The 20,666-nt window shown below is 70.7% G+C and carries 18 protein-coding genes; 5 read left to right on the top strand and 13 right to left on the bottom strand.

What is annotated here, in order from left to right:
* Positions 1-17: 17 nt before the first annotated feature.
* Both ACL03I_RS17280 and ACL03I_RS17285 read left to right on the top strand, forming a co-directional pair.
* Positions 18-989 (top strand): helix-turn-helix transcriptional regulator, encoded by a 972-nt coding sequence (locus ACL03I_RS17280; protein WP_364430283.1) that lies wholly within the window; start codon positions 18-20, stop codon positions 987-989.
* Between the two features lie 5 nt (positions 990-994).
* Complete coding sequence (locus ACL03I_RS17285) at positions 995-1,741, top strand: phosphotransferase (protein WP_412806477.1); 747 nt, start codon at positions 995-997, stop codon at positions 1,739-1,741.
* A 160-nt stretch (positions 1,742-1,901) separates the two neighbouring features.
* Here the strand turns inward: ACL03I_RS17285 and ACL03I_RS17290 are convergent, their stop codons facing one another.
* Positions 1,902-3,089, bottom strand: coding sequence for an epoxide hydrolase family protein (locus ACL03I_RS17290; protein WP_412806478.1), 1,188 nt, complete (start codon positions 3,087-3,089; stop codon positions 1,902-1,904).
* A 62-nt stretch (positions 3,090-3,151) separates the two neighbouring features.
* Here ACL03I_RS17290 and ACL03I_RS17295 point away from each other — a divergent pair, with 62 nt between their 5' ends.
* Positions 3,152-4,108 carry a helix-turn-helix transcriptional regulator gene (locus tag ACL03I_RS17295; protein ID WP_355080669.1) on the top strand — a complete coding sequence of 319 codons (957 nt, stop codon included), beginning with the start codon at positions 3,152-3,154 and terminating at the stop codon, positions 4,106-4,108.
* A 4-nt stretch (positions 4,109-4,112) separates the two neighbouring features.
* Here the strand turns inward: ACL03I_RS17295 and ACL03I_RS17300 are convergent, their stop codons facing one another.
* Positions 4,113-5,213 carry an FAD-dependent monooxygenase gene (locus tag ACL03I_RS17300; RefSeq protein WP_397279358.1) on the bottom strand — a complete coding sequence of 367 codons (1,101 nt, stop codon included), beginning with the start codon at positions 5,211-5,213 and terminating at the stop codon, positions 4,113-4,115.
* A 105-nt stretch (positions 5,214-5,318) separates the two neighbouring features.
* Here ACL03I_RS17300 and ACL03I_RS17305 point away from each other — a divergent pair, with 105 nt between their 5' ends.
* On the top strand, positions 5,319-5,876 hold the full coding sequence (locus tag ACL03I_RS17305; protein WP_412806479.1) for a TetR/AcrR family transcriptional regulator: 558 nt from the start codon (positions 5,319-5,321) through the stop codon (positions 5,874-5,876).
* 36 nt (positions 5,877-5,912) lie between these two features.
* On the opposite strand, the gene ACL03I_RS17310 is transcribed toward ACL03I_RS17305, so the two are convergent.
* The 7 genes from ACL03I_RS17310 to ACL03I_RS17340 form a co-directional block, all read right to left on the bottom strand.
* The gene (locus ACL03I_RS17310; protein ID WP_459561384.1) at positions 5,913-7,211 is read right to left on the bottom strand and encodes a type III PLP-dependent enzyme domain-containing protein; all 1,299 of its coding nucleotides are present in this window, start codon (positions 7,209-7,211) and stop codon (positions 5,913-5,915) included.
* Between the two features lie 41 nt (positions 7,212-7,252).
* Complete coding sequence (ppc, locus tag ACL03I_RS17315) at positions 7,253-10,024, bottom strand: phosphoenolpyruvate carboxylase (protein ID WP_412806481.1); 2,772 nt, start codon at positions 10,022-10,024, stop codon at positions 7,253-7,255.
* A gap of 66 nt (positions 10,025-10,090) precedes the next feature.
* Positions 10,091-10,510, bottom strand: coding sequence for a VOC family protein (locus ACL03I_RS17320; protein ID WP_364430307.1), 420 nt, complete (start codon positions 10,508-10,510; stop codon positions 10,091-10,093).
* Positions 10,511-10,604: 94 nt separating this feature from the next.
* Entirely contained in the window at positions 10,605-11,174 is a 570-nt protein-coding gene (locus ACL03I_RS17325) for a GTP-binding protein (protein WP_452495231.1), read from the bottom strand.
* Between the two features lie 16 nt (positions 11,175-11,190).
* Positions 11,191-11,535, bottom strand: coding sequence for a DUF742 domain-containing protein (locus tag ACL03I_RS17330; RefSeq protein WP_355080657.1), 345 nt, complete (start codon positions 11,533-11,535; stop codon positions 11,191-11,193).
* Entirely contained in the window at positions 11,532-11,960 is a 429-nt protein-coding gene (locus tag ACL03I_RS17335; protein WP_452495219.1) for a roadblock/LC7 domain-containing protein, read from the bottom strand. Before ACL03I_RS17335 ends, ACL03I_RS17330 begins: the two co-directional genes overlap by 4 nt.
* Complete coding sequence (locus tag ACL03I_RS17340; RefSeq protein WP_355080655.1) at positions 11,957-14,374, bottom strand: sensor histidine kinase; 2,418 nt, start codon at positions 14,372-14,374, stop codon at positions 11,957-11,959. The genes ACL03I_RS17335 and ACL03I_RS17340 overlap by 4 nt, the downstream gene beginning before the upstream one ends.
* A gap of 394 nt (positions 14,375-14,768) precedes the next feature.
* Between ACL03I_RS17340 and ACL03I_RS17345 the strand changes: the two genes are divergently transcribed.
* Positions 14,769-15,278: a DUF3558 domain-containing protein gene (locus ACL03I_RS17345; protein WP_355080653.1), complete on the top strand. Its 510-nt coding sequence runs from the start codon at positions 14,769-14,771 to the stop codon at positions 15,276-15,278.
* A 304-nt stretch (positions 15,279-15,582) separates the two neighbouring features.
* Here ACL03I_RS17345 and ACL03I_RS17350 read toward each other — a convergent pair whose 3' ends face one another.
* The 4 genes from ACL03I_RS17350 to pheT all read right to left on the bottom strand — a co-directional run bounded on the left by ACL03I_RS17350 (position 15,583) and on the right by pheT (position 20,646).
* Positions 15,583-16,602, bottom strand: coding sequence for a hypothetical protein (locus ACL03I_RS17350; protein ID WP_355080651.1), 1,020 nt, complete (start codon positions 16,600-16,602; stop codon positions 15,583-15,585).
* A 43-nt stretch (positions 16,603-16,645) separates the two neighbouring features.
* Positions 16,646-17,164, bottom strand: coding sequence for a PspA/IM30 family protein (locus tag ACL03I_RS17355; protein WP_355080649.1), 519 nt, complete (start codon positions 17,162-17,164; stop codon positions 16,646-16,648).
* 39 nt (positions 17,165-17,203) lie between these two features.
* The gene (locus ACL03I_RS17360; RefSeq protein ID WP_355080647.1) at positions 17,204-17,977 is read right to left on the bottom strand and encodes an alpha/beta hydrolase; all 774 of its coding nucleotides are present in this window, start codon (positions 17,975-17,977) and stop codon (positions 17,204-17,206) included.
* Positions 17,978-18,138: 161 nt separating this feature from the next.
* The gene (gene pheT, locus ACL03I_RS17365; RefSeq protein ID WP_397279371.1) at positions 18,139-20,646 is read right to left on the bottom strand and encodes a phenylalanine--tRNA ligase subunit beta; all 2,508 of its coding nucleotides are present in this window, start codon (positions 20,644-20,646) and stop codon (positions 18,139-18,141) included.
* Between the last annotated feature and the right edge of the window lie 20 nt (positions 20,647-20,666).

Below are 20,666 nucleotides of genomic sequence, written 5' to 3' on the forward strand. Positions count from 1 at the left end.
CGGCTAGTGTCGCCTCCGTGCGAGCGAGTCGACTGGTGCAGCTGCTCTTGCTGTTGCAGACGCGGGGCAGGCTCACCGCGCCCGAACTGGCCAGGGAACTGGAGGTGTCGGTGCGCACCGTCTACCGCGACGTCGAGGCCCTCTCGTCGGCCGGTGTCCCGGTCTACAGCGAGCCGGGCCGGGCCGGTGGCGTGCGGCTGGTCGACGGCTACCGCACCCGGCTCACCGGCCTCACCACCGACGAAGCCGACGCGGTGCTGCTGACCGGTCTGCCCGGTGCAGCCGCCGATCTCGGGCTCGGCACCGTGCTGGCCACCGCGCAGTTGAAGGTGCTCGCCGCGCTGCCGCCGGAACTGCGCGGGCGGGCGACGCGCATCGCCGAACGTGTGCTCGTCGACGCGCCGGGCTGGTTCCACCGGCCGGACGAGACGCCGATGCTCGCGACGATCGCCGACGCGCTCTGGCACGACCGCAGGCTGCGGGTGCGCTACCGCCGCAACGACAAAGTGGTCGAGCGCCTGCTCGACCCGCTCGGTCTGGTGCTCAAGGCGGGCACCTGGTATCTGGTGGCGCGCAGCGGGTCCACACCGCGCTCGTACCGGGTCGGCCGGATACTCGCCGCCGAGCCGACCGGCGAAACCTTCTCCCGCCCAGCGCAATTCGATCTGCGCACACATTGGTCCGAGGCCGCCGACGAATTCGCGCGCTCGATGCTGCGCGTGCGGGCGCGCTGCCGGATCGCCGCCACCCACCTGCGCCTGCTGCGGCTGACGAACGATCCGGCGGCGGTCGCGGAGGCACTGGCCTCGGCGGGACCGCCCGATGCCGAAGGGTGGGTCGAGGTGGTGGTTCCGTCGGAGTCCTACGACGTGCTCGCCCACGGCCTGCTGCCGCTCGGCGAGCACGTCGAGGTTCTGGACCCACCGCAGTTGCGCGCGCGACTCGCGGCGACCGCCGCCGCCATGCACGCGCGCTACTCCGGGAAGTAGTTCCTATGTCACCTGATGCCGAAATCCCCCTGACCGGAGGACGAATCACCCCCGGCGTGGTCCGCGTCGGCGACACAGTGCGACGACCCGCCACCGTCTCGTCGGCCTTCGTCGCCGAACTGCTCACGCACCTCCAGCAAGTCCGTTTCGCCGGCGCACCGCGTTATCTCGGAATCGACGACACCGGCCGCGATACCTTCACCTACCTGCCCGGATGGGTGCCCGCCAGGTTCCAGCGCTGGACGGACACCCAGGTCGCCGCGGCAGGGGCCCTGCTCCGTTCGCTCCACGACGCGACCCGCGACAGCGGCCTCACGGCAGGCCGGCCGGTCGTCTGCCACCACGACCCCGGCCCCAACAACACCGTCTTCCGGAATGCCCGACCGGTCGCCTTCATCGATTTCGACACCGCCGCCCCCGGCGACCCGCTCGAAGACTTCGGATACCTGGCCTGGACGTGGTGCGTCTCCTCGAAGCCCGACGCACCACCCGCCCCCGCCCAGGCAGCCCAGGTGCGAATCCTCGCCGACGCCTACGGCCTCACCAATGCCGAGCGAGCCAACGTCGTCGACGCGATGCTCGACCGCCAGATCCGCAACGCCCACTGGTGGACAGCACAGCTGGCCGACCCCGGCCATCGCGGCACCAGCCCCGAGCAGGTCGCCTCCCGCATCGCCTGGTCCGAACGGGAACAGGCCTACACCAGCGCTCACCGCGCCGCCTTCGAAGCGGCACTCCGGTACGACGGATGATCCGGGTCTCGAGCGTGCCGCCGCACCGACATTCGACCCGGGAAAGCCCGGCGGGACAAGCGGATCCGCCGAGGTCCATCGACGGATGGACCACTCACCGGCCGTGCGCGGCCGCCGGGTGGTGTCCGGCCCGGTCAGCTCTGTGGACGAGTGGGCCGGATCAGCGCAGCGTGCGGAAGAACTCGCGCACGTCCGCGAGCAGCAGATCCGGCGCCTCCATCGCCGCGAAATGCCCGCCGCGGTCGAACTCGGTCCACCGGACGATGTTGTGCGCGTCTTCGGCGAGTTTGCGGACGGACATGTCGCCGGGGAAGATCGCCGCCGCGGTCGGCACATCGGACTTCCGCGTCGGCGCGCCCCAGACCGCGGATTCGCTGTAGAGCCGCAGCGAGGAGGCGAAGGTTCCGGTGAACCAGTACAGGCTGACGTTGGTCAGCAGCGCGTCCCGGTCCACCGCGTCGTCGGGCAGCTCGATCGCCGGGTTGGTGTACTGCCGGAACAGGTCGGCGATCCAAGCCAGCAGCCCGGCGGGTGTGTCCTGGAGGCCGATCGCGAGCGTCTGCGGACGGTTCGCCTGCACGGTCGCGTAGTCGTAGCGGGCATAGCTGTCCGGACCGGTCATCGTGTCCAGCTTCGCCTGATCCGCCGCGGACCATTCCGCCTGAGCCACGTATTCGTCCGGGCCGCCGGAGTTTTCGGCGTCGCCGTCCCAGGATGGAATCGTGATCGGGCCGTTCACGTGCAGGCCTACCACATGCTCGGGGTCGATATGGCCCAGTTGGGCGGCGACGAAGTACCCCGCGTCGCCGCCCTGCACGCCGTAGCGGTGGTAGCCCAGACGCGCCATGAGTGCCGCGACCACCTCCGCGAACCGCTCGGTCGAGCCCGCACCCGGGTCCGGGGCCACCGTGGAGAACGCGAAACCCGGCAGCGAGGGCACAACCACGTGGAACGCGTCGGCCGGGTCGCCGCCGTGTGCGCGCGGATCGCTCAGCGGTCCGAGCAACTCCAGGAACTCGACGAACGACGCGGGCCAGCCGTGCCCGAGCACCAGCGGCATGGCATCCGGCTCCGGCGAGCGCAGGTGCAAGAAGTGCACCTGCTGCCCCTCGATGTCGGTGACGAACTGCGGCAGCTCGTTCAGCTCTGCTTCCACTGCGCGCCAATCGAATTCGGTACGCCAGTACTCGGCCAGCGGTCGCAGGTAGGACACTCGCATGCCCTTGTCCCATCCGGCGCCGGGCAGGTCGCTCGGCCACGACGTGCCTGCGAGGCGCCGGTGCAGATCGTCGATCTGCTCCTGCGGGATGGCGATGCGGAAGGGGCGAATGTCCGGTTCGGTAGTCATATCGGCCACGGTAGGAAGGGCTTAGGACGGGAGCGTTCCTAACTTCCGGGCATGCTGGCGTCATGCTGGAAACGTCGGCCCGCCTGCTCGCCCTGCTGACTCTGCTGCAGACCCGTCCGGACCGGACGGGCACCGAACTGGCCGAACGGCTCGGCGTCACCGGCCGCACCGTTCGCCGCGACGTCGACCGGCTGCGCGAGCTGGGCTACCCGATCCATGCCACCCGCGGCGCCGCGGGCTACCGGCTGGGCGCGGGGACAGCGCTGCCGCCGCTGCTGCTCGACGACGACGAAGCGGTCGCGGTGGCGGTCGGGCTGCGCGGCGGTACCGTGACCGGGCTCGAAGAGGCATCGCTGCGCGCGCTGACCAAACTGGAGCAGGTGCTCCCGCCGCGCTTGCGGCACCGGATCCGCACCCTGCGCGGCGCCACCTTGCGCGTCGGCGCACCGGCGCCGCAGGTCGATCCGGACACGCTCATGGCCATCGCCGAAACGTGCCAGCGCCACGAACGGCTCCGGTTCGACTACCGCGCGCACAACGGCGCGCTCGGCCCGCGCACCGTCGAGCCGCACACCCTCGTGCACTTCAGCAGGCATTGGTACCTGGTCGCCTGGGATGTCGACCGCACCGACTGGCGCACCTTCCGGGTGGACCGGATGACCCCGCGGATTCCGACCGGGCCGCGCTTCACGCCCCGGGAGCCGCCGGAAGGCGATGTCGTGGCATATCTTTCGATGCGGCTGTCGGCCCACTCGTGGCCGTATCAGGCGACGGTGCTGCTGCACCGATCGGCCGACGACGCCGCCGGACGCGTCTGGCCCGGTGCGGGCGTCGTGGAAGCCGTCGACGAGCACAGCTGCCGCCTGCATGTCGGCAGCGAGACGCCCGAACAGCTGGTCTGGATGATCACCTCGGTCGATCTCGACTTCACCGTGCTCACCGGCCCACCGGAACTCCTCGACGCGCTCCGCGCCCAGGCCGCCCGCTGCGAGCGCGCGGTACGCGACTTCGCGCCGTAGCGAGCTAGCAGCGCCAATCCAGGACCGGCGCGAACGACCTGAGTTGCACCGAGCCGGGGATCGCCCGCAGCAAGGCGTCCCGCAGCGCGACGCCGGGCGGGAACGACAGTTGCGCCACCGCGCCGATCCGGCGCGAGCGAGCCGCGATCATCCGGGTACGCGGCCCGCGTTCCCGGTCGTAGGCGGTCAGGTCACCGTCGCGGGTCACGACCCGGGCCAGCACCACGGCGTCCTCCAGCGCCTGGCAGGCGCCTTGTCCGAGGTTGGGCATCATCGCGTGCGCGGCGTCGCCGACGAGTGCGATCCGCCCTGCCACAAAAGTTTTCAGCGCGGGCAGGTCGTAGAGATCGTGCCGCAGTACCTCGGCGTTCCCGGCCGCGGCGAGCAGGGCGGGAATCGGCTCGTGCCAGCCGCCGAACCGGGCGCGCAACTCGGCGAGCCCGCCGCTCGCCGTGCCCGCGGGCATGTTCGCGGTGGCGAAGCAGTAGACCCGGCCGTCCGCGAGCGGCGCGTACCCGAAACGCTCACCGCGCCCCCAGCTTTCGCCCATATCGGTGACCGGCTGGTGCGGCGTGACGACCAGACGCCATGCGGTGTATCCGCCGTAGCGGGGCCGAATCTCGCCGCAGACGGCGCGGCGCACCACACTGCGGATGCCGTCGGCGCCGACGACGAAGTCTCCGCTGGACGTCCCGGCCGAGTGCACCACCGTGCCGTCCACCCTCGCCTCGGCCACGGTGACACCGGTGCGCAGCGCCTCCGCCGGGATGGCCGACCGCAGAATGTCCACCAGATCGGCGCGGTGCAGCATGATCGGGCTGCCGTACGCCGCCCGGAGCTTCTCGGCGTCGATCCTGGTCAGCCACCGCCCGGTGCGGTCGCGAATACCCGCAGCGCCCTCCTCGACGGCCCGTGCCCGCACCGCGTCGCCCAGGCCGAGTACATCGAGAGCACGCAGGGCGTTGGGCCACAAGGACAACCCCGCTCCGACCTCGGTGATCTCGGCACTCCGCTCGAGCACTTCGACGCGCAGGCCCTGCCGGAGGAAGGCGACCGCGGTCGCCAGACCACCGATGCCACCGCCCACGATGACCACCTCGGGCATCGTTGCCCCTTTCTCCGGACCACTCGGGTTCCCCGAACGTTACAACGTATGTAGTGCCGCCGCGCCGGACTGTAACCGGTATCACTACCGCTGTAGTATCGAGGTATGTCGGGTAAGCGCGAACTCGTCTTGGACGCGGCGATCGAGCTGCTCGGGTCCCGCGGGATCCGAGCCCTCACCCACCGCGCGGTGGACGAGGTCGCGGGCATGCCCGCCGGATCGGCGTCCAACTACTTCCGCACCCGCGCTGCGCTGCTGACCGGCATCGCCGAGCGACTCGAAGCTCGCGACTACGCGGATTGGGAGGCGCTCAACCGGCGACCCGCCCCCGCCACCATCGAGGACCTCGTCGACGGCACGGCCGCCCTCGTCGTCCACGCGGTGCGAACCGACCCCACACGGACATTGGCGCGCTACGCGCTGTTCCAAGAAGCGCGGACCTCGCCCGTGCTGCGTGAGACCGTGCGGAGCGGCCACCGCAGGCTGACCGAATGGGCCGCGAGCCTGCTGGCGAACGTCGGCGGGGACCGGGCGACGACGCAGATCCTGGTCGGCCAGCTCGAGGGCATCATCCTGCACCAATTGGTCGATCCGACACCGGATTTCGATCCGCGTCCGGTGCTGGACCGGTTGGTGCGCGCGCTGATCGCTTCGAACGACTAGTGCCGGGCGTCGCGGCCGAGAGCCCGGCGCCACCCGTCAGAAGAACGTGTGCAGGAGATCCACCACTCGCGGCGAGGGCGCGTCGGCGTCATCGATCACCGGGATCAGCCGCCATTTGTCGAAAGCCGTGCACGGGTGTGACAGACCGAGCCGAACGACCGCCCCGATGGGCAACTCGGTGGCGGCGCCGCCCGGTAACCGGAGGAAGGCGTGCTGGTCGTTGAGCGCGGAGACCGTCGCGTCCGAGTCGAGCGCACTGCCCCGCGGTCCCGCGACGCGCTGCGGAACCGGCATCCCCTCGTCGAAAGGCAGATCACGTTTGCCCGCGTCGAGCAACGCGAGGCCGGGCTCCGGGCGCGAGAGTGCGCGTGCCCAGCCGTGCATCGCCGAGCGCAGCGGCCGCGCGCACTCGGGAGCCGCCAGTGGCGACATGCTCGCGTAGAAGCCGTCATCGTGGATGACATACGCGCCCGAGCGCAGCACGACCGTCGTCGCGACACCTTGCCTGCCCTGCTCGTCGGACAGCGGGGCGAGGTACTCGAGCGCCAGCTCGGGATAGGCGCTCCCACCGGCGGTGACGACGGCCGGACCGCGATATCGCCCCGCCGCGTCGAGTTCCCGGTGCAGCCGGGCGAGTTCCCCGAGGTAGTCGCGCACCGCGCGGATGCCGGTCGCGGTGCGGTCGTGTGCGAGCGCGCCCTCGTAACCGCCCACCCCGGCGAGCGTCAGCCGGGACGCGCCGGCGATCGCCCGAGCTACGGCGTGCGCCTGTTCCACCGTGCGTGCGCCGGTTCTGCCGTGCGGGCCGCCGAGTTCCACCAGCACCCGGATCCGCGCCGACTCGGGGGCGGTGCGCAGGTGCGCGTCCATCAAAGCGACCGTTTCGGCGCTGTCGGCCCAGCAGTAGAACTCGAAAGACGGATCGCGCACCGATTCCGCCGCGACCCACCGCAATCCGACCGGGTCAACCAGCGCGTTGGCCAGCAGCACCCGCGCGACGCCGAAGGACCGCGCCACCTGCGTCTGCCAGATGGTGGCAAGGGTGATGCCCCATGAGCCCGCGGCCAGCTGATCGGCCCACACCTGCGGCGCCATCGTCGTCTTGCCGTGCGGCGCCAGCCGAACGCCTGCCGCCCGCACCCACTCGGCCATGACCGCGATGTTCTCCGCGAGGGCCGCGCGATCGACCGTGAGCACCGGCGTCTCCAGCTGATCGAGCGCCGGTGCGGCAGCGCGGAGTTCGCGCACGGTCCGCCCCCAGAACGCGGGTGGCATGCCCTTGTGCTCGGGACCGATCCGGCGGTCCGCCAGCGCCGCCACGGCTGCTTCGTCGATCGACACGACGTCCTTCCTACCGGACGCGGGCCCTTCGGCGGCTAACCCGAGTTGCGCAGGGCGGTGGCCAGGCCGTTCATCGTCAGCAGGATGCCGCGTTTCACCAGTTCGGAGTCGTCCCCGGCCCGGAGGCGGCGCAGCAGCTGCACCTGCATCTGGTTCAGTGGTTCCAGGTAGGGGAAGCGGTTGTGGATCGACTCGGCCAGCGACGGGTTGTCGGCCAGCAGGTGATCGTTGCCGGTGATCGCGGCGTGCATGCGGACGGTCCGGGCGTGTTCGTCGCGGATCATGCCGAAGATCTGCTCCCGCAACGCCACGTCGTCCACGAGTTCCGCGTAGCGGGCGGCGATGTCCAGATCGCTCTTGGCCATCACCTGCGCCAGATTGGACAGCACCGTGCGGAAGAACGGCCAGCGGCGATACAGATCCGCCAAGGTCGCCAGACGTTCCGGGTCGCCGCCGATCCATTCCTCCAGCGCGGCACCGGTGCCGTACCACCCTGGCAGCATCACCCGCGCCTGACTCCACGACATCACCCACGGGATGGCGCGCAGGTCCGCGACCGAATTCGTCGGCTTGCGCGAGGCAGGCCTGCTGCCGATGTTCAGATCGCCCACCTCGGCGACCGGCGTGGACTGCCGGAAGTACTCGACGAATCCGGGTGTCTCGTGCACGAGCCGCGCGTACGCGGCTCGGGCGCGGGCCGCCAGGTCGTCCATGATGCCGTAGGACGGCTCGGCGTCGGCGCCGAGACCCTCCACGTCCAGCAGCGTCGACTCCAGGGTGCCCGCGATCAGCGACTCCAGATTGCGATGCGCCGCACCGGGTTCGGCGTATTTCGCGGCGATCACCTCGCCCTGCTCGGTGAGCCGCAGCGAGCCGCGCACCGCTCCGGCCGGCTGGGCGAGGATCGCGTCGTAGCTGCGGCCGCCGCCGCGACCGACCGTGCCGCCGCGGCCGTGGAACAGCCGCAACCGGATGCCGGTCTTGCGGGCGACCTCGACCAGATCCAGCTCCGCCCGGTACAGCGCCCAGTTGGCGGCCAGATACCCGCCGTCCTTGTTGGAGTCGGAGTAGCCGAGCATCACTTCTTGACGCATGCCCTGCGCGGCCACCAGCTCGCGATAGACCGGCACCTCCAGCGCCGCCGACAGCGTGGCCGCACCCGCGCCGAGGTCCTCGATGGTCTCGAACAGCGGGACGATGCCCACCGGGCAACTCGGCGGCCCGTCCGGCTCCCCCGGGTCGAGCAGACCGCCCTCCTTCAGCAGCAGGGCGGCTTCGAGCAGATCACTGACCGACGTGCACATGCTGATGATGTAGTTCGGCACCGCCGCCGCGCCGAGCGTGTCCACCACGTCCCGGGCGGCGCGGACGATGCCGAGTTCCTTGACGGCCAGTTCGCTCAGCCGGGCGTGCGGACCGAGCAGCGGGCGGCGAGTGCGCAGCTCGGCGGCGAGCAGTTCCACCCGGCGCGACTCCGGCAGGCTCGCGTAGTCGGAGTGCACCCCGGCCCAGGCCAGCAGTTCGGCGACGACCTGCTCGTGCACCTCCGAGTTCTGGCGCATGTCCAGGCTCTGCAAATGGAAGCCGAACGTCTCCAGGGCGTGGCGCAACGTGGCGAGGCGATCGTCGGCGAGCAGGCCGTCGCCACTGCGCCGCAGCGAGGCGTCGATCGCGTCCAAGTCGTCCAGGACGGCCTGCGGAGTCGGGTAGGGCCGCGCCCCGGCATCGAGGCCGTTCGGCGGCACCTGCTCGAGCGCCGCCAGCGCGGTGGCGGTCAGCCGGGCCCGGACGTGGTGCAGCGCACGGCGATACGGCTCGTCGGCGTGCGTCGCCGGATCGGGGTACCCGGTCTCGGCGAGCGCGGCGACCTCGGGCGTCACGGCGACCAACCGGGCCGACAACGACAGCGTCTTCTCCAGTTCCACCAGATCGCGCAGGTAGCGCTCGAACGCGACGCCCGCGGCGCGGGAGGCGGCCTGCCGCACCACCTCGGCGGTGACGTACGGGTTGCCGTCGCGGTCGCCGCCGATCCACGAACCCGGACGCAGCATCGGGCGCGGCAGCAGCTCGACGCCGGGCCAGCGCGAGCGCAGCGCGGCGCGTACCTCCGCGTTGATCGCCGGGATCACGTCGAACAGGGTCAGGTCGTAGTAGCGCAGACCCACCGAGATCTCGTCCTGGATGCGCAAGCGCGCCAAGCGGATCAGCGCGGTGCGCCACAGGCTCAGCACCTGGCGGCGGATTCGCCGCTCGAGGTCGGCGCGCTCGCGCTCGTTCTCGGCGTAGCGCTGGCGCAGGCGCATCAGCTCGGTGATCCGGGCCTGCGCGTCGAAGACGGTGCGGCGGCGCGTCTCGGTCGGGTGCGCGGTGATCACCGGCGACACCAGCGCGTCGGCCAGCAGATCCGCGACCCGGGTTCCGTCCAGCGCCGCCGCGTCCAGCTTGCGGTAGGTGGCCGCCAGTGACGAGTCCTGCGGCGGTTCGCCCGCCGTCTCGTGCGCGGCGCGGCGGCGGTCGCGCTGGATGTCCTCGGCCAGATTGGCCAGCAGCACGAAGTAGCTGAACGCGCGGATGAGCGGAAGGGCCACCGTGATGTCCACTCCGTCGAGCATCTCCGCGACGGCGCTGCGCCCGACCTCCTCGCGGCGCACCCGGAACGCTTCGATGCGCACGCGCTCTATGAGGTCGAAGACCTCCGGCCCCTCGTGGTCGCGAATGGTGTCGCCGAGCACGCCACCGAGGAACCGGATGTCGTCGCGCAGCGGCCGGATGGCGTCCTGTTGGGTCTCGCTCGTCGTTTCACCCATGATCAGACAGTATTGTCCTCCGGCCCGCCGGGAAATGCGACGCGGCCCACACCGGCCGCGCCCGGCTCAGCCGAGGAGTTCGGAGAAGCGCAGGTGGTTGCCCCACGGGTCACGGAACCCGCAGTCGCGGACGCCGTACGGCTGCGAGATCGGCTCCTGCGTCACCTCCACCCCGGCGTCGCGCAGCCGGGCGAACGTGGCGTCCACGGCGTCGGTGGTGAAGATCAACGTGCCCTGCGCCCCGTTGGCCAGCCGGGCCCGCGCCGCCGCGGCGGCCGCCTCGTCCGGCACCATCTCGGGCGTCTCCAGAATGAACTCGATGCCCGGCTGCTTCGCCGGCCCGACGGTCAGCCAGCGCCCACCGGCGAACGGCAGGTCCGCACGCACTTCCAGACCGATCACGTCGCGATAGAACTCCAAGGCCTTGTCCTGGTCACCGACCAGCACGCCGATGTGGGTGAGGCCGAGGTCCGCGCCGTTGCTCATGATGATGCTCCTTCTGTTCGTCAGGGCCGGGCAACAGTACGGACGACGCACGCGCGGCGAATTCATCGGTCGCGGCGCAATCTCGCGGCGATTCTCAGCCCGCGTCCCTTGCGGTCAGGTGATCCGTCCGGTGCAACAGGACCTGTTCGAGTAGCGAGACCAGCACCTCCTTGACCGAATCGCGCTGCCTGGCATCGCATTCCAGCACCGGGATCCAATCCTCCAGTTCGAGCGCCTCGCGGACCTCGTCGAGGTCGAAACGCGTGCTGCCGTCGAAGCGGTTGACCGCGATGACGAACGGCGTGCCGCGTGCCTCGAAATAGTCCAGTACCGGATAGCAGTCGTCGACGCGGCCGGTGTCCACCACGATCACCGCGCCGAGCGCACCGTCGACCAGGTCGTCCCACAGGAAGACGAAACGGTCCTGGCCCGGCGTGCCGAACAGGTACAGCAGCAGTGAGCTGTCCAGGGTGATGCGCCCGAAGTCGAGGGCGACCGTGGTCTGCGTCTTGTCGGCACGATGCCCCGCGTCGTCCACGCCGACGGCCATCTCGGTCATCGCCGCCTCGGTCACCAGCGGCTCGATTTCGGAGATGGCTCCGATGAATGTCGTCTTCCCGACGCCGAAACCACCGCTGACCACGATTTTCACCGAAGACGGCATGGTTGGCGTTCGCATGTCAGAGTGCCCGGACAAGGTCCCTGATCCTCTCGATGGCGGCGGCGGTGAGCTGGTCGGCCGAGCGCACGGTCACGTGTCCGGTGGCGGCCAGGTCGCTGACCACGACCTTGGCGACCCCGACCGGCACGCCAAGCGCGGCGCCGATCTCGGCGATGGAGTGCGGCCGCTGGCACAGCCGCACGAGGGTGCGCTGCTCGAAACGCAGCGGCGCGGACAGCGCTGCGGGCTCGGCCCGCACCAACGTCTCGATGCGCAGTCCGTCCAGCAGCGGCCTGGTGCGTCCCGCGGTGACCACGAAGGGCCGCACGAATCGGTCCTCGCCGGAGGCGAATTCGTGTCTCATCGCCGCAGCGACTCACGCAGTTCGGCGATGAGCGCGGGATCGAGCAGCGCACCAGCGCGGTCGGCGAGCACCGCCATCTCGTAGCCGACCAGACCGACGTCGCAACCGCTGTCGGCGATCACGCCGAGACAGCTGCCGTCGCCCATGGCGGAGACGAGCAGGAACCCGCGCCTCATCTCGATCATGATCAGTTTCAGGCCGTCGAAGGAGTAGCTGCGCGAGGCGCTGCGGGCCAGCCCGACCAGCCCGGACACCATGGCGGCGAGCCGGTCGGCGGAGGCGCGGTCCAATCCTTCGGACATGGCGATGAGCAGGCCGTCCGAGGACACCGCGACCGCCTCGCGCACACCGTCGGTCTCGCGAACGAAGTTGGCCAGCATCCAATTGAACGTGTGCGGGTCGGCGCTCGATATGTGGGTGGTCACCGGATCTCCTCTGCCATGGTCGCGGCGGGCTGGAATTCGGGCGCCGCGTCGGCGGCGCGGACGCGGTCGTCCCGCGCGGCGGCGTGCCGTGCGGGCGCGCCACGCTGATGTCCCGTCCGGAAGGAGGACAGCATGCTGCGGATCTCCTCGGGTGAGCGCTCGACCGCGGGGGCGGGCTCCATGCGGGGCGGCGCGTCGGGCCGCGCGCCGGTGGCGGCAGCGCGGGCCTTCTTGTTTCGTTTCACCAAGCCGTTCTTGGTGTGCCGCGCCCCGGGGTCGCTCGGCGCCGGGCCGAACGGCTCTTCTGAGCGGCGGGATTCGGTGCGGCCGACGTTCGCTGTCGGCTCGGTCGGCGCGGAAACGAACTGCGTGTAGGGCGACGACCCGGCGTTCACCGCGTGCGCCGGTGGGCGGTCGGCGGTCGTAGCGGTAGCGGTACCGCGCGATTGTGGCCTCGAACCGGTGGCAGACCCAGCGGTATCGCCCACCGTGGCGGTGTGGGAGGTGGCGGGATCGTCGCGCCGATCCGGCTCGGTCTCGACCATGCCGGGCGGCAGCGTCAGGCGCGCGACGATGCCGCTCACCGGCGAGACGCTCAGTTCGACCGTGATGCCGAGCCGTTCGGCGAGCCTGCCGACCACGTAGTGGCCGAGGTGGCGGGTCGGTGCGACGACGAAGTCCTGTTCGCCGCGCAATCGTGCGTTGGCCTGGGCCAATTGGTCGGCGGGCATGCCCACGCCGTGGTCGACCACCGCGAGCAGGTACCCGTTGGGCCCGGCGCGCCCGTAGATCTCCACCTCGACATCCGGTGGGGAGAACGCCAGCCCGTTCTCGATCAGCTCCGCGAGTATGTGCGCGAGTTCGCTGGCCGCCGCGCCGGCGATGAGCACGTCGTCCATCCGGCGCAGCACCACCCTGCGGTAGTCGTCGACCTCGGACAGGCCCGCGCGGATCACGTCGCTGAGCGGGATCGGTTCGGCCCAGCGGCGCGGGCTCGCCTCGCCGACCAGCACGAGCAGGCTTTCGGCGTTGCGGCGCATGCGGGTGGCGAGATGGTCGAGCTCGAACAGATTCGACAGCGCCTTGGGATCGAGCTCCTCGCGTTCGAATTCGCTGATCAGGCCGAGCTGGCGGCGCACGAGGTTCTGGTTGCGGCGGGCCAGGCTGACCATCGACTCGGTGGTGTTGCGGCGCACCAGCGCCTGTTCCGACGCGAGGTCGAAGGCGGTGGACTGCACCCGATCCAGCGCTCGGGCCACGGCGACGATCTCGACGCCCGCCCCCGGCGGCGGTCGCACCGGGGCGGGCGGGTCCGGCGGCCGGGTGTCGTCGCCGGTGCGCCAGGCCGAGATCACGTCGGGCAGCCGCCGACCGGATACGTCGTCGGCGTCCGCGGCCAGCGTGGCCAGCGGCCGGACGATCGCGCGCACCGCCGCGACGACCAGCGCCACCTCCAGCGCGATCGCCGCCAGCGCGGCGAGCACGAACGCGCCGAGGGCCAGCGCGGCGTCGCCGCGCAACACCTCTGCCCGCTGCCGCACGTCGGCGCCGACCGTCTGCTGCACGGTGCGCTGCGCGTCGATGACCGCGGTCATCCTGGCCCACCAGGCGATCGGATCGACCGGGCGCGCCAGCGGTCCGCCGCCCGCGGCGATCGCGACGTTCTCCGACTCCGCGGCCGCGGCCGCGTCCGCGCCGTCCAGCACGGCGTCCAAGCGCGCCTGCTGCGCGCCGGTCGCGTCGCGGGCGAACGCGGCCAGTCCGGCCAGTTTGGCCGCGCGGATGTCGAGGAATTGCACGTACTCGCCCGGCCCGAAGGCATCCGCGGCGAAGACGCCGTTGAGGAAGCCGCGCTCGCGAGCCGTCTGCTCCTTCGCCTCACCCAGCGCGTACAGCGCTTGCAGCCCGTGCCGGACCACCGGGTCGGCAGCCTGATCCAGACCGAGGGACAGGTGGTTCAGGGCGTCGATCGCGTCGGTGTAGTACTGGAACGCCGCCTGCCGGGGTTCTCGCCGCTGGTCGATCGTGGATCGGGTCGCGTCCAAATCGGCCAGCGGCCGGGCGGCCTCCCGCACGCGCTCCGCGCCGGGCGGGCCGTCCGCCGCCGCCTGCCGCAGGGCACGCAAGGCGCGGTCGACCGCACCGCGCTGGTCGTCGACCGGCTGGCGCAAGCGCTGGTCGCCGCCGAGCAGGCCATTGGTCAGGCCGCGCTCGCGCTGCGTCTCGTGCACCAGGTCCTGCACCGCCAGCGCGAGCGTCACCGCGGCGACTGTGTCCCGGCTCTTCCGGTACGCGTCCACTTCGCGCGCCACCAGCGTGCCCAACAGCGCGAGCACCAGCACGAGCGACACCACGAGGATGCGGGCCAGCTGCCCGCGGATGGTTCGCGGGCGCACAATTCCGCTGCCGGACACCTGGCGTTCACCATCGGAAATGCGGAGGGGGACAACCGGTGTGCCGCCGGAATTCTCCGGTCGTCCAGGTGACCGCACCACCCTCTGCTCCTCCGATCAGCCGCCGCGCCTGCTCCACAGCGAGCACGCGGAAATCAAGGGGAAACTGTCACACGGCCTACCCGTCGTCAACGCGAGAATCGGGCAAAACGGACACTGTGCGGACTTCTAAACACACTGGCAACGAAGAGTTACGAGCGCGACAAAACCGGCATCCGCGAACGAATGCCGAGACTCGTTGTGTCCTACCCACCTTCGCCCGCCGCGAAACCTCGCGGCCCGACTCTGATACAGTCCGGCGCGACAAACCGGATGGCAAGAGGGCTGGATGGCGCACCGAATTACGTTGGTTCCCTTGGCGATCGCACTCGCGTTAGGACTGGCCGCCTGCGGCGACGAGTCCGGCGGGTCCCCCGCGACGACCAGCACGCAGACCGCGAGCGCCGCGGGCACGGCCACCCAGCTGTTCGATCCCTGCACCGGCATCCCCGACGCCGCGCTGACGAGCGCCGGACTCGACCCGGCGAGCAAGCAGGTCGGCGTCGGCGGGGTGAAGCAGCCCGGTTGGGAGATCTGCGGATGGAAGGGCGCCGACTTCACCCTCGGCGTGTTCTCCAACAACATGTCCGTTGCCGAGTTCGAGCGGAAGCCGGGCAATGTCGACTTCCAGGACGTCACCATCGCCGGACGCACCGGACGCCAGTTCCGCGTGGACGACGCCGCCAAAGACCAAATGTGCGACGTGCTCTTCCCTGCCCGGCAGGGCCTGCTGCAACTGACCCTGGTCAACAAGACCGCGGACCAGAACCCCTGCGATCGCCTCGCGACCATCGGCGAAGCGATCGTCCCGGCGCTGCCGAAATAGCACCGCCCCCAGCCGGCGCAGGACCGGATAAGGATTCCGGCGGACCCGACAACCACGACCATCGCGGCGGCATCGGCGGAGTTCAGCCGCCGGTTACCTCGCACGCAACCACACCAAGCTCAACCACCGGTTTCGAGCGAAGCGAGACCGAGCATGCGCCGTTCGCGGCCCGGCTCGCGTCCGAGTGGCCGTCGCGTCCGCGACGAAGGAGCAAGCGGCGGTCGCTCGGACGCGAGCCATAAGGGGGCCGCGAACACCCAGCGCCGCAGGCGCTGGAAGAACGAACACAGCCCGGCGCTGGAAATCAGACAGAGAGGATGGCGAGTACCTCGTCGGAGGTATAGAAGGGGGCGAGGCGCTCGCGGATCAACCCGGCGAGAACCCCTTCGCGCTTCGCGCCCTCGATGACCGCCGGTCCGTACCGGAGGATCTCCTGGACGATGTCGTCACCGGTCAGACCGAGTTCGGGCAGCATGGCCGCCAAGGTGTAGTCGCCGTACTTGGTGAAGAACACCTCCACGCACTCGTCCAGGAGCAGGCCGAAGTACTCCTTCTCGCGGGTGGTGACGGCGATCTCGTAGCACAGCAGTACCAGCTCGTTGAGATCCTTCCGGCTGAGGTATTCGCGCAGACCGCTGACCGGCTCGTCGGCATGCAGATCCCAGAACTCCATCGCGGCGGCGTGCACCGGGGCATCGCGCAGCATCTCGCGGATGGCGTTGTTGGTCCGCTTGAGGGCGAACAGCGCGCCCTTGCCCGCGAGGTCGCCGACGAAGGTGCCGTCGGCGGCCTTCTTGGCGCGATTGGCCGCGGACTGGCCCAGCGACATCAGCGAGGACACACCCGGGATCTTCTCCGCGCGTTCCCGGTTGGCCTGCATGAAGTCGTTGATCAGCTTGTCCACGAACTTCGACGCGACCGTGGCCACCAGCGGGCTCTCGGTGAGCCGGTCCAGGATGCGCTCCTGCGCCTGGTGCATGCCGAAGATCTTTTCCAGCAGCGCCTCCACCGGCTCGCGCTCGACCACCTCGCCGAGCGTGTAGTCGTGGTTGGCGGCGATGTGGTCGTAGATGGAGTCGGCGAACACCCCGACCATATCGGCGAGAACCGGACTGCCGCCGATCAGCTCGACGACCGTGCGGACGGTCTGCTTGGCCTGGTCGATCTCCACCACGTCCCGGAAGACGAGCGTGTCGGCGACTCCGAGCACCGCCTCGGTGTCGCGCGCGACCACCTCCGCGAAACGCTCGCCGGTCACCTCGGCGAGCAGGAATGCCACCTGGGCCTCCAGTAGCCGTTCGGCGATCTCACGCGGCTCGCTCATCGAATTCCACCCATCACACCTCGTGCGGCGCGCCCGGCACGGTTCACGGCTGGTGCGGGTCGGCGTCGTTGCCGTGCAACGATTTCCGGATCCGGTCCAGGCGCTCACGCGCGGCCTGCTCACGTGCCTGCCATTGTTCGTCCACGCCGCGGCCCGCTGGAGTCTGCCGGTCGAGTTCACCCATCCCCTGCGCGGTGCCGTAGCGATGCTCGACCTTATCGCGAACTGACTCGAAAGTAGGAACACCGGAGGCCGAATATCCGCCACTCGCGGCGGACTCCGGCATACCCGGCGGCGGTACCGGTACCGCCGGTACCGCGGAACCGCCGCCGACCTGGCCCGACACATCGGGCGTGTGCTGCGGGAACCCAGGCCCGCCGGCCGGGGTGGCAGGAGTCACATCTCCGGCCGCAGCCGCATCACCGGTTTCCAACAGCCCGACCAGCGCGGCGTGGACCGCCGCGAACCCGGGACGCGCCGCCGTTGCGGCCAGCAGTACACCTGCCAGCTCCGCGTCCGGCAGCCCGGCCAACCGGCTCGCGATTTCGCTGTTGTCACTCATACCGCCAGGCTACGCACGCGCGACCGCACCGAAGGCCGTTCACGACCGCACGCGCGCACCCGCCCAGTCGCGCACCAGGTCGTACCAGGCCGAGCCGCCCACGACGATCAGATCGTTGTGCCCGGCTCCGGGGAAGACCACCAGCCGTTTCGGCTCCGGCGCCGCGGCGTAGAGCCGTTGCGCGTGCCGCAGCGGCAGCAGTTCGTCCTGGTCGCCGTGCATGATCAGCACCGGGGCGCGCAGCGCGCGGATGCGGCGTTCGTTCGGATAGGCGTTCGGCACCAAGGCCGCGGGCAGGAACGGATACACCGAGCGAGCCGCGTCGCGCAGGCCGCTGAAGGTGGACATCAGCATCACTCCGGCCGGGGGATGGTGCTGTGCCAGCTCGAGCACGACACCGCCCCCGAGGGACTTGCCCAGGTACAACACGCGATTCGGATCGACGCCGGGTTGTTCCAGCAGCGCCCTGCGCGCGGCGCGCGCGTCCAGGTAGGTGCCGTGCTCGGTCGGTTTCCCGGTGCTGCGCCCGTAGCCGCGGTAGTCGAAAGCCAGCACGTCGAAACCGGCCTCGGTGAGCAACGCGAAGATCGGCACCCGGTCGCCGAGATTGCCCGCGTTCCCGTGCGCGAACAGGATGTGCCCGATCGAATCGCGGGCAGGCATCCACCACGCGTGCACGGTCTGCCCGTCCGCCGTGGGCAGGGACAGGTCCGTGTACTCCATGCCGAGCAGCGCCGGAGTTTGCAGCACCGTCCGCTCCGGCAGATAAGTCAGCGCGTTGAGGATCGGACGGGCCGGGTGTCGCATGCCCATGTTCTTACTCCTGAACAGGCAAGGCCGGGTCGGGCGGGTGCCGCGACACGAGCGCTCGAAACCGCGGCCCACCGCCGCAGGGCCGGTGCGGACGCCGGTCGCCGCCCGACCCGCGGAGACGATCGAACTCGGCCGGTAGCCGGTTGCGGTGACCGCGTGCGTCAGCCGCGCAGCACCGCGCCCACGGCGTCGGCCGCCGCCGCGACGGCCGCGTCGCGTGCCGCACTTGCCTCGTCCTCGGTGAGGGTGCGGTCGGTGGCACGGAAACGCAGGGCGTAGGTGAGCGACTTACGTCCCTCACCCGCCTGAGCGCCCTCGTACACGTCGAACAGCGCGATGTCCTCCAGCAGCTCGCCGCCGCCGGTGCGCAGTGCGGACTCGACGGACGCCGCCGGGACGGTCTTCTCGACGCTCACCGAGACGTCCTGGAGCACCGCGGGGAACGGCGACACCGTCGGGACCGGCCGGGACTCGCGCAGCGGCAGCGCGTCCAAGTCGAGTTCGACGGCGCAGGTGCGCGGCGGCAGGCCGGAACGTTCCAGCACGGCGGGATGCAGCTCACCCGCGTAGCCGACAACCGTTCCGTCGACCACCAGCTCGGCGCAGCGCCCGGGATGCCAGGGCAGCTGAGCCGCCGCACGGCGCTCGATGGTCACACCGGCCGCGTCGCCGACGGCGTCGGCGAGGGCGAACGCGTCGGCGGCTTCGACCGGACGGCCCGGCCCCCACGGCCCGCGCGGCTCCCTGCGGCCGGTCAGGACAGCGGCCACGTGCACCGGCTGTTCCGGCAGCGAGTCCAGCAACTCGGCGATCTCTTCGTCGGTGGGGCGCCGGTCCACCGGCAGCGGATCGACCGCTCTGGTGTTCGCGCCCGGCAGCACGACTTGCGCGATGCCGTAGATCGCCAGGTCACGCGCGCCCCGCGAGATATTGCGGACCGCCACCTCGAGCAAACCGGGGAGCAGGGTGGTGGCCAGCTCGGCGCGCTCCACGTCGAGCGGATTCAGCACCCTGGTGGTGGCGCGGCGCGGGTCGTCGGCGTCCAGGCCCCAGGTGTCGAACACTCCGGCGGGCAGGAACACCGGCGGCGGCACCTCCACGGCGCCCGCGAACGCCAGCGCGCGGCTGACGGCGCGCCTGCGGCGCTGGGTCGGCGTGAGCCCACGCCCGGCCGGTGCGGCCGGCAGCACGGACGGGATCCGCTCCAGGCCCTCCAGCCGCAGCACCTCCTCCACCAGGTCGGCGGGCTGAGCCAGGTCGGGCCGCCAGCTCGGCGGGGTCACCACCAGCTGACCGTGCCCGGCCTCGCTGACGCCGACCTCGACCGTGCAGCCGATCTGGGCCAGGCGGCGCGCCGAGGTGCCGGTCGCGTACGTGACGCCCGCGACGCGGTCGGCCAGGTCGATGTCCATCCGGATCGGCTCGGGCGCCGGGACGGGGGTCCGGACGTCGGTCAGCACGGGTTCGATGGTGCCGCCGGCGATTTCGGCCAGCAGCGTGGCCGCTCGATCGAGCGCGGCCACGTTGATCTCCGGGTCGACGACCCGTTCGTACCGCTTGCCCGCCTCGGACACCAGCTTGTGCCTGCGCGCGGTCCGGTAGATCAGCAGCGGGTTCCAGGTGGCCGCCTCGAGCAGGATGTCGGTGCTCTCCGCGCCGACCTCGGTGCTCGCGCCGCCCATCACACCGGCCAAGGAGATGACGCCGGAATCGTCGGCGATCACCACGTCCTCGACGTCGAGGGCGCGCTCGACGTCGTCCAAGGTGCGCAACTTCTCGCCCTTGTGCGCGGAACGGACCACCAATCCGCCCGACACCTTGTTCGCGTCGAAGGCGTGCAGCGGCTGCCCCAACTCCAGCATCACGTAATTGGTGACGTCCACGGCGGGCGAGATCGGGCGTACGCCCGACAACAGCAGCCTGCGCTGCAACCACCACGGGCTCACCGCCTCCGGGTCGACGCCGGTGACCCGGCGGGCCGCGAAGCGCGTGCACCGGGAGTCCGGCTCGACCCGGATCGGCCAGGCTTCCTGCTCATGGTCGGGCAGGGTGCGCACCGCCGGATCGGCGTACTCGAGATCGAAACCGCAGGCCAGCTCGCGCGCCAGGCCCCGAACGGAGAAGCAGTAACCGCGGTCGGGAGTGATGTTCAGCTCGATGACGGTGTCGTCCAGACCGAGCAGCGCGTTGGCGTCGGCGCCGGGCTCGGCGGTGCCCGGTTCCAGCACCAGGATGCCGGAATGGTCCTTGCCGATCCCCAGTTCGGCGACCGAGCAGATCATCCCGTTGGACACGTGACCGTAGGTCTTGCGCGAGGTGATCTCGAACCCGCCGGGCAGCACGCCGCCGGGCAGCACCACGACCACCAGATCACCGACCTGGAAATTCCGTGCGCCGCAGATGATCTCCTGCAACTCGGGCTTACCGATGTCCACCTTGCAGAAGCGGATCGGCTTCTTGAACTCGGTCAGTTCGGTGATCTCGGCGACGCGGCCGACCACCAGCGGCTCGCCGCCCTCCTCCGAACCCGCGATTCGCTCGAGCTGGTCGAGCTCTTCGACTTCCAGCCCGACCCGGACGAATCCCGCGTCGAGCTCCTCCGGCGTCACCGACCACTCCGGGTTGGTGCGCTGGATGATGTCGGTCAGCCAGGACTGCGCTACTCGCACTTGACGTTTCGCTCTCTCGA

Source organism: Nocardia sichangensis (genome assembly GCF_047200615.1).
GTDB classification, from domain to species: Bacteria; Actinomycetota; Actinomycetes; order Mycobacteriales; family Mycobacteriaceae; genus Nocardia; species Nocardia sichangensis.

What these genes read in the sequence shown, in the direction of transcription:
- ACL03I_RS17285 (WP_412806477.1), top strand. Translation starts at nt 995, where the DNA reads ATGTCACCTGATGCCGAAATCCCCCTGACCGGAGGACGAATCACCCCC.
- ACL03I_RS17290 (WP_412806478.1), bottom strand. Translation starts at nt 3,089, where the DNA reads ATGACTACCGAACCGGACATTCGCCCCTTCCGCATCGCCATCCCGCAG.
- ACL03I_RS17295 (WP_355080669.1), top strand. Translation starts at nt 3,152, where the DNA reads ATGCTGGAAACGTCGGCCCGCCTGCTCGCCCTGCTGACTCTGCTGCAG.
- ACL03I_RS17300 (WP_397279358.1), bottom strand. Translation starts at nt 5,213, where the DNA reads ATGCCCGAGGTGGTCATCGTGGGCGGTGGCATCGGTGGTCTGGCGACC.
- ACL03I_RS17305 (WP_412806479.1), top strand. Translation starts at nt 5,319, where the DNA reads ATGTCGGGTAAGCGCGAACTCGTCTTGGACGCGGCGATCGAGCTGCTC.
- ppc (WP_412806481.1), bottom strand. Translation starts at nt 10,024, where the DNA reads ATGGGTGAAACGACGAGCGAGACCCAACAGGACGCCATCCGGCCGCTG.
- ACL03I_RS17320 (WP_364430307.1), bottom strand. Translation starts at nt 10,510, where the DNA reads ATGAGCAACGGCGCGGACCTCGGCCTCACCCACATCGGCGTGCTGGTC.
- ACL03I_RS17325 (WP_452495231.1), bottom strand. Translation starts at nt 11,174, where the DNA reads ATGCCGTCTTCGGTGAAAATCGTGGTCAGCGGTGGTTTCGGCGTCGGG.
- ACL03I_RS17330 (WP_355080657.1), bottom strand. Translation starts at nt 11,535, where the DNA reads ATGAGACACGAATTCGCCTCCGGCGAGGACCGATTCGTGCGGCCCTTC.
- ACL03I_RS17350 (WP_355080651.1), bottom strand. Translation starts at nt 16,602, where the DNA reads ATGAGCGAGCCGCGTGAGATCGCCGAACGGCTACTGGAGGCCCAGGTG.
- ACL03I_RS17355 (WP_355080649.1), bottom strand. Translation starts at nt 17,164, where the DNA reads ATGAGTGACAACAGCGAAATCGCGAGCCGGTTGGCCGGGCTGCCGGAC.
- ACL03I_RS17360 (WP_355080647.1), bottom strand. Translation starts at nt 17,977, where the DNA reads ATGGGCATGCGACACCCGGCCCGTCCGATCCTCAACGCGCTGACTTAT.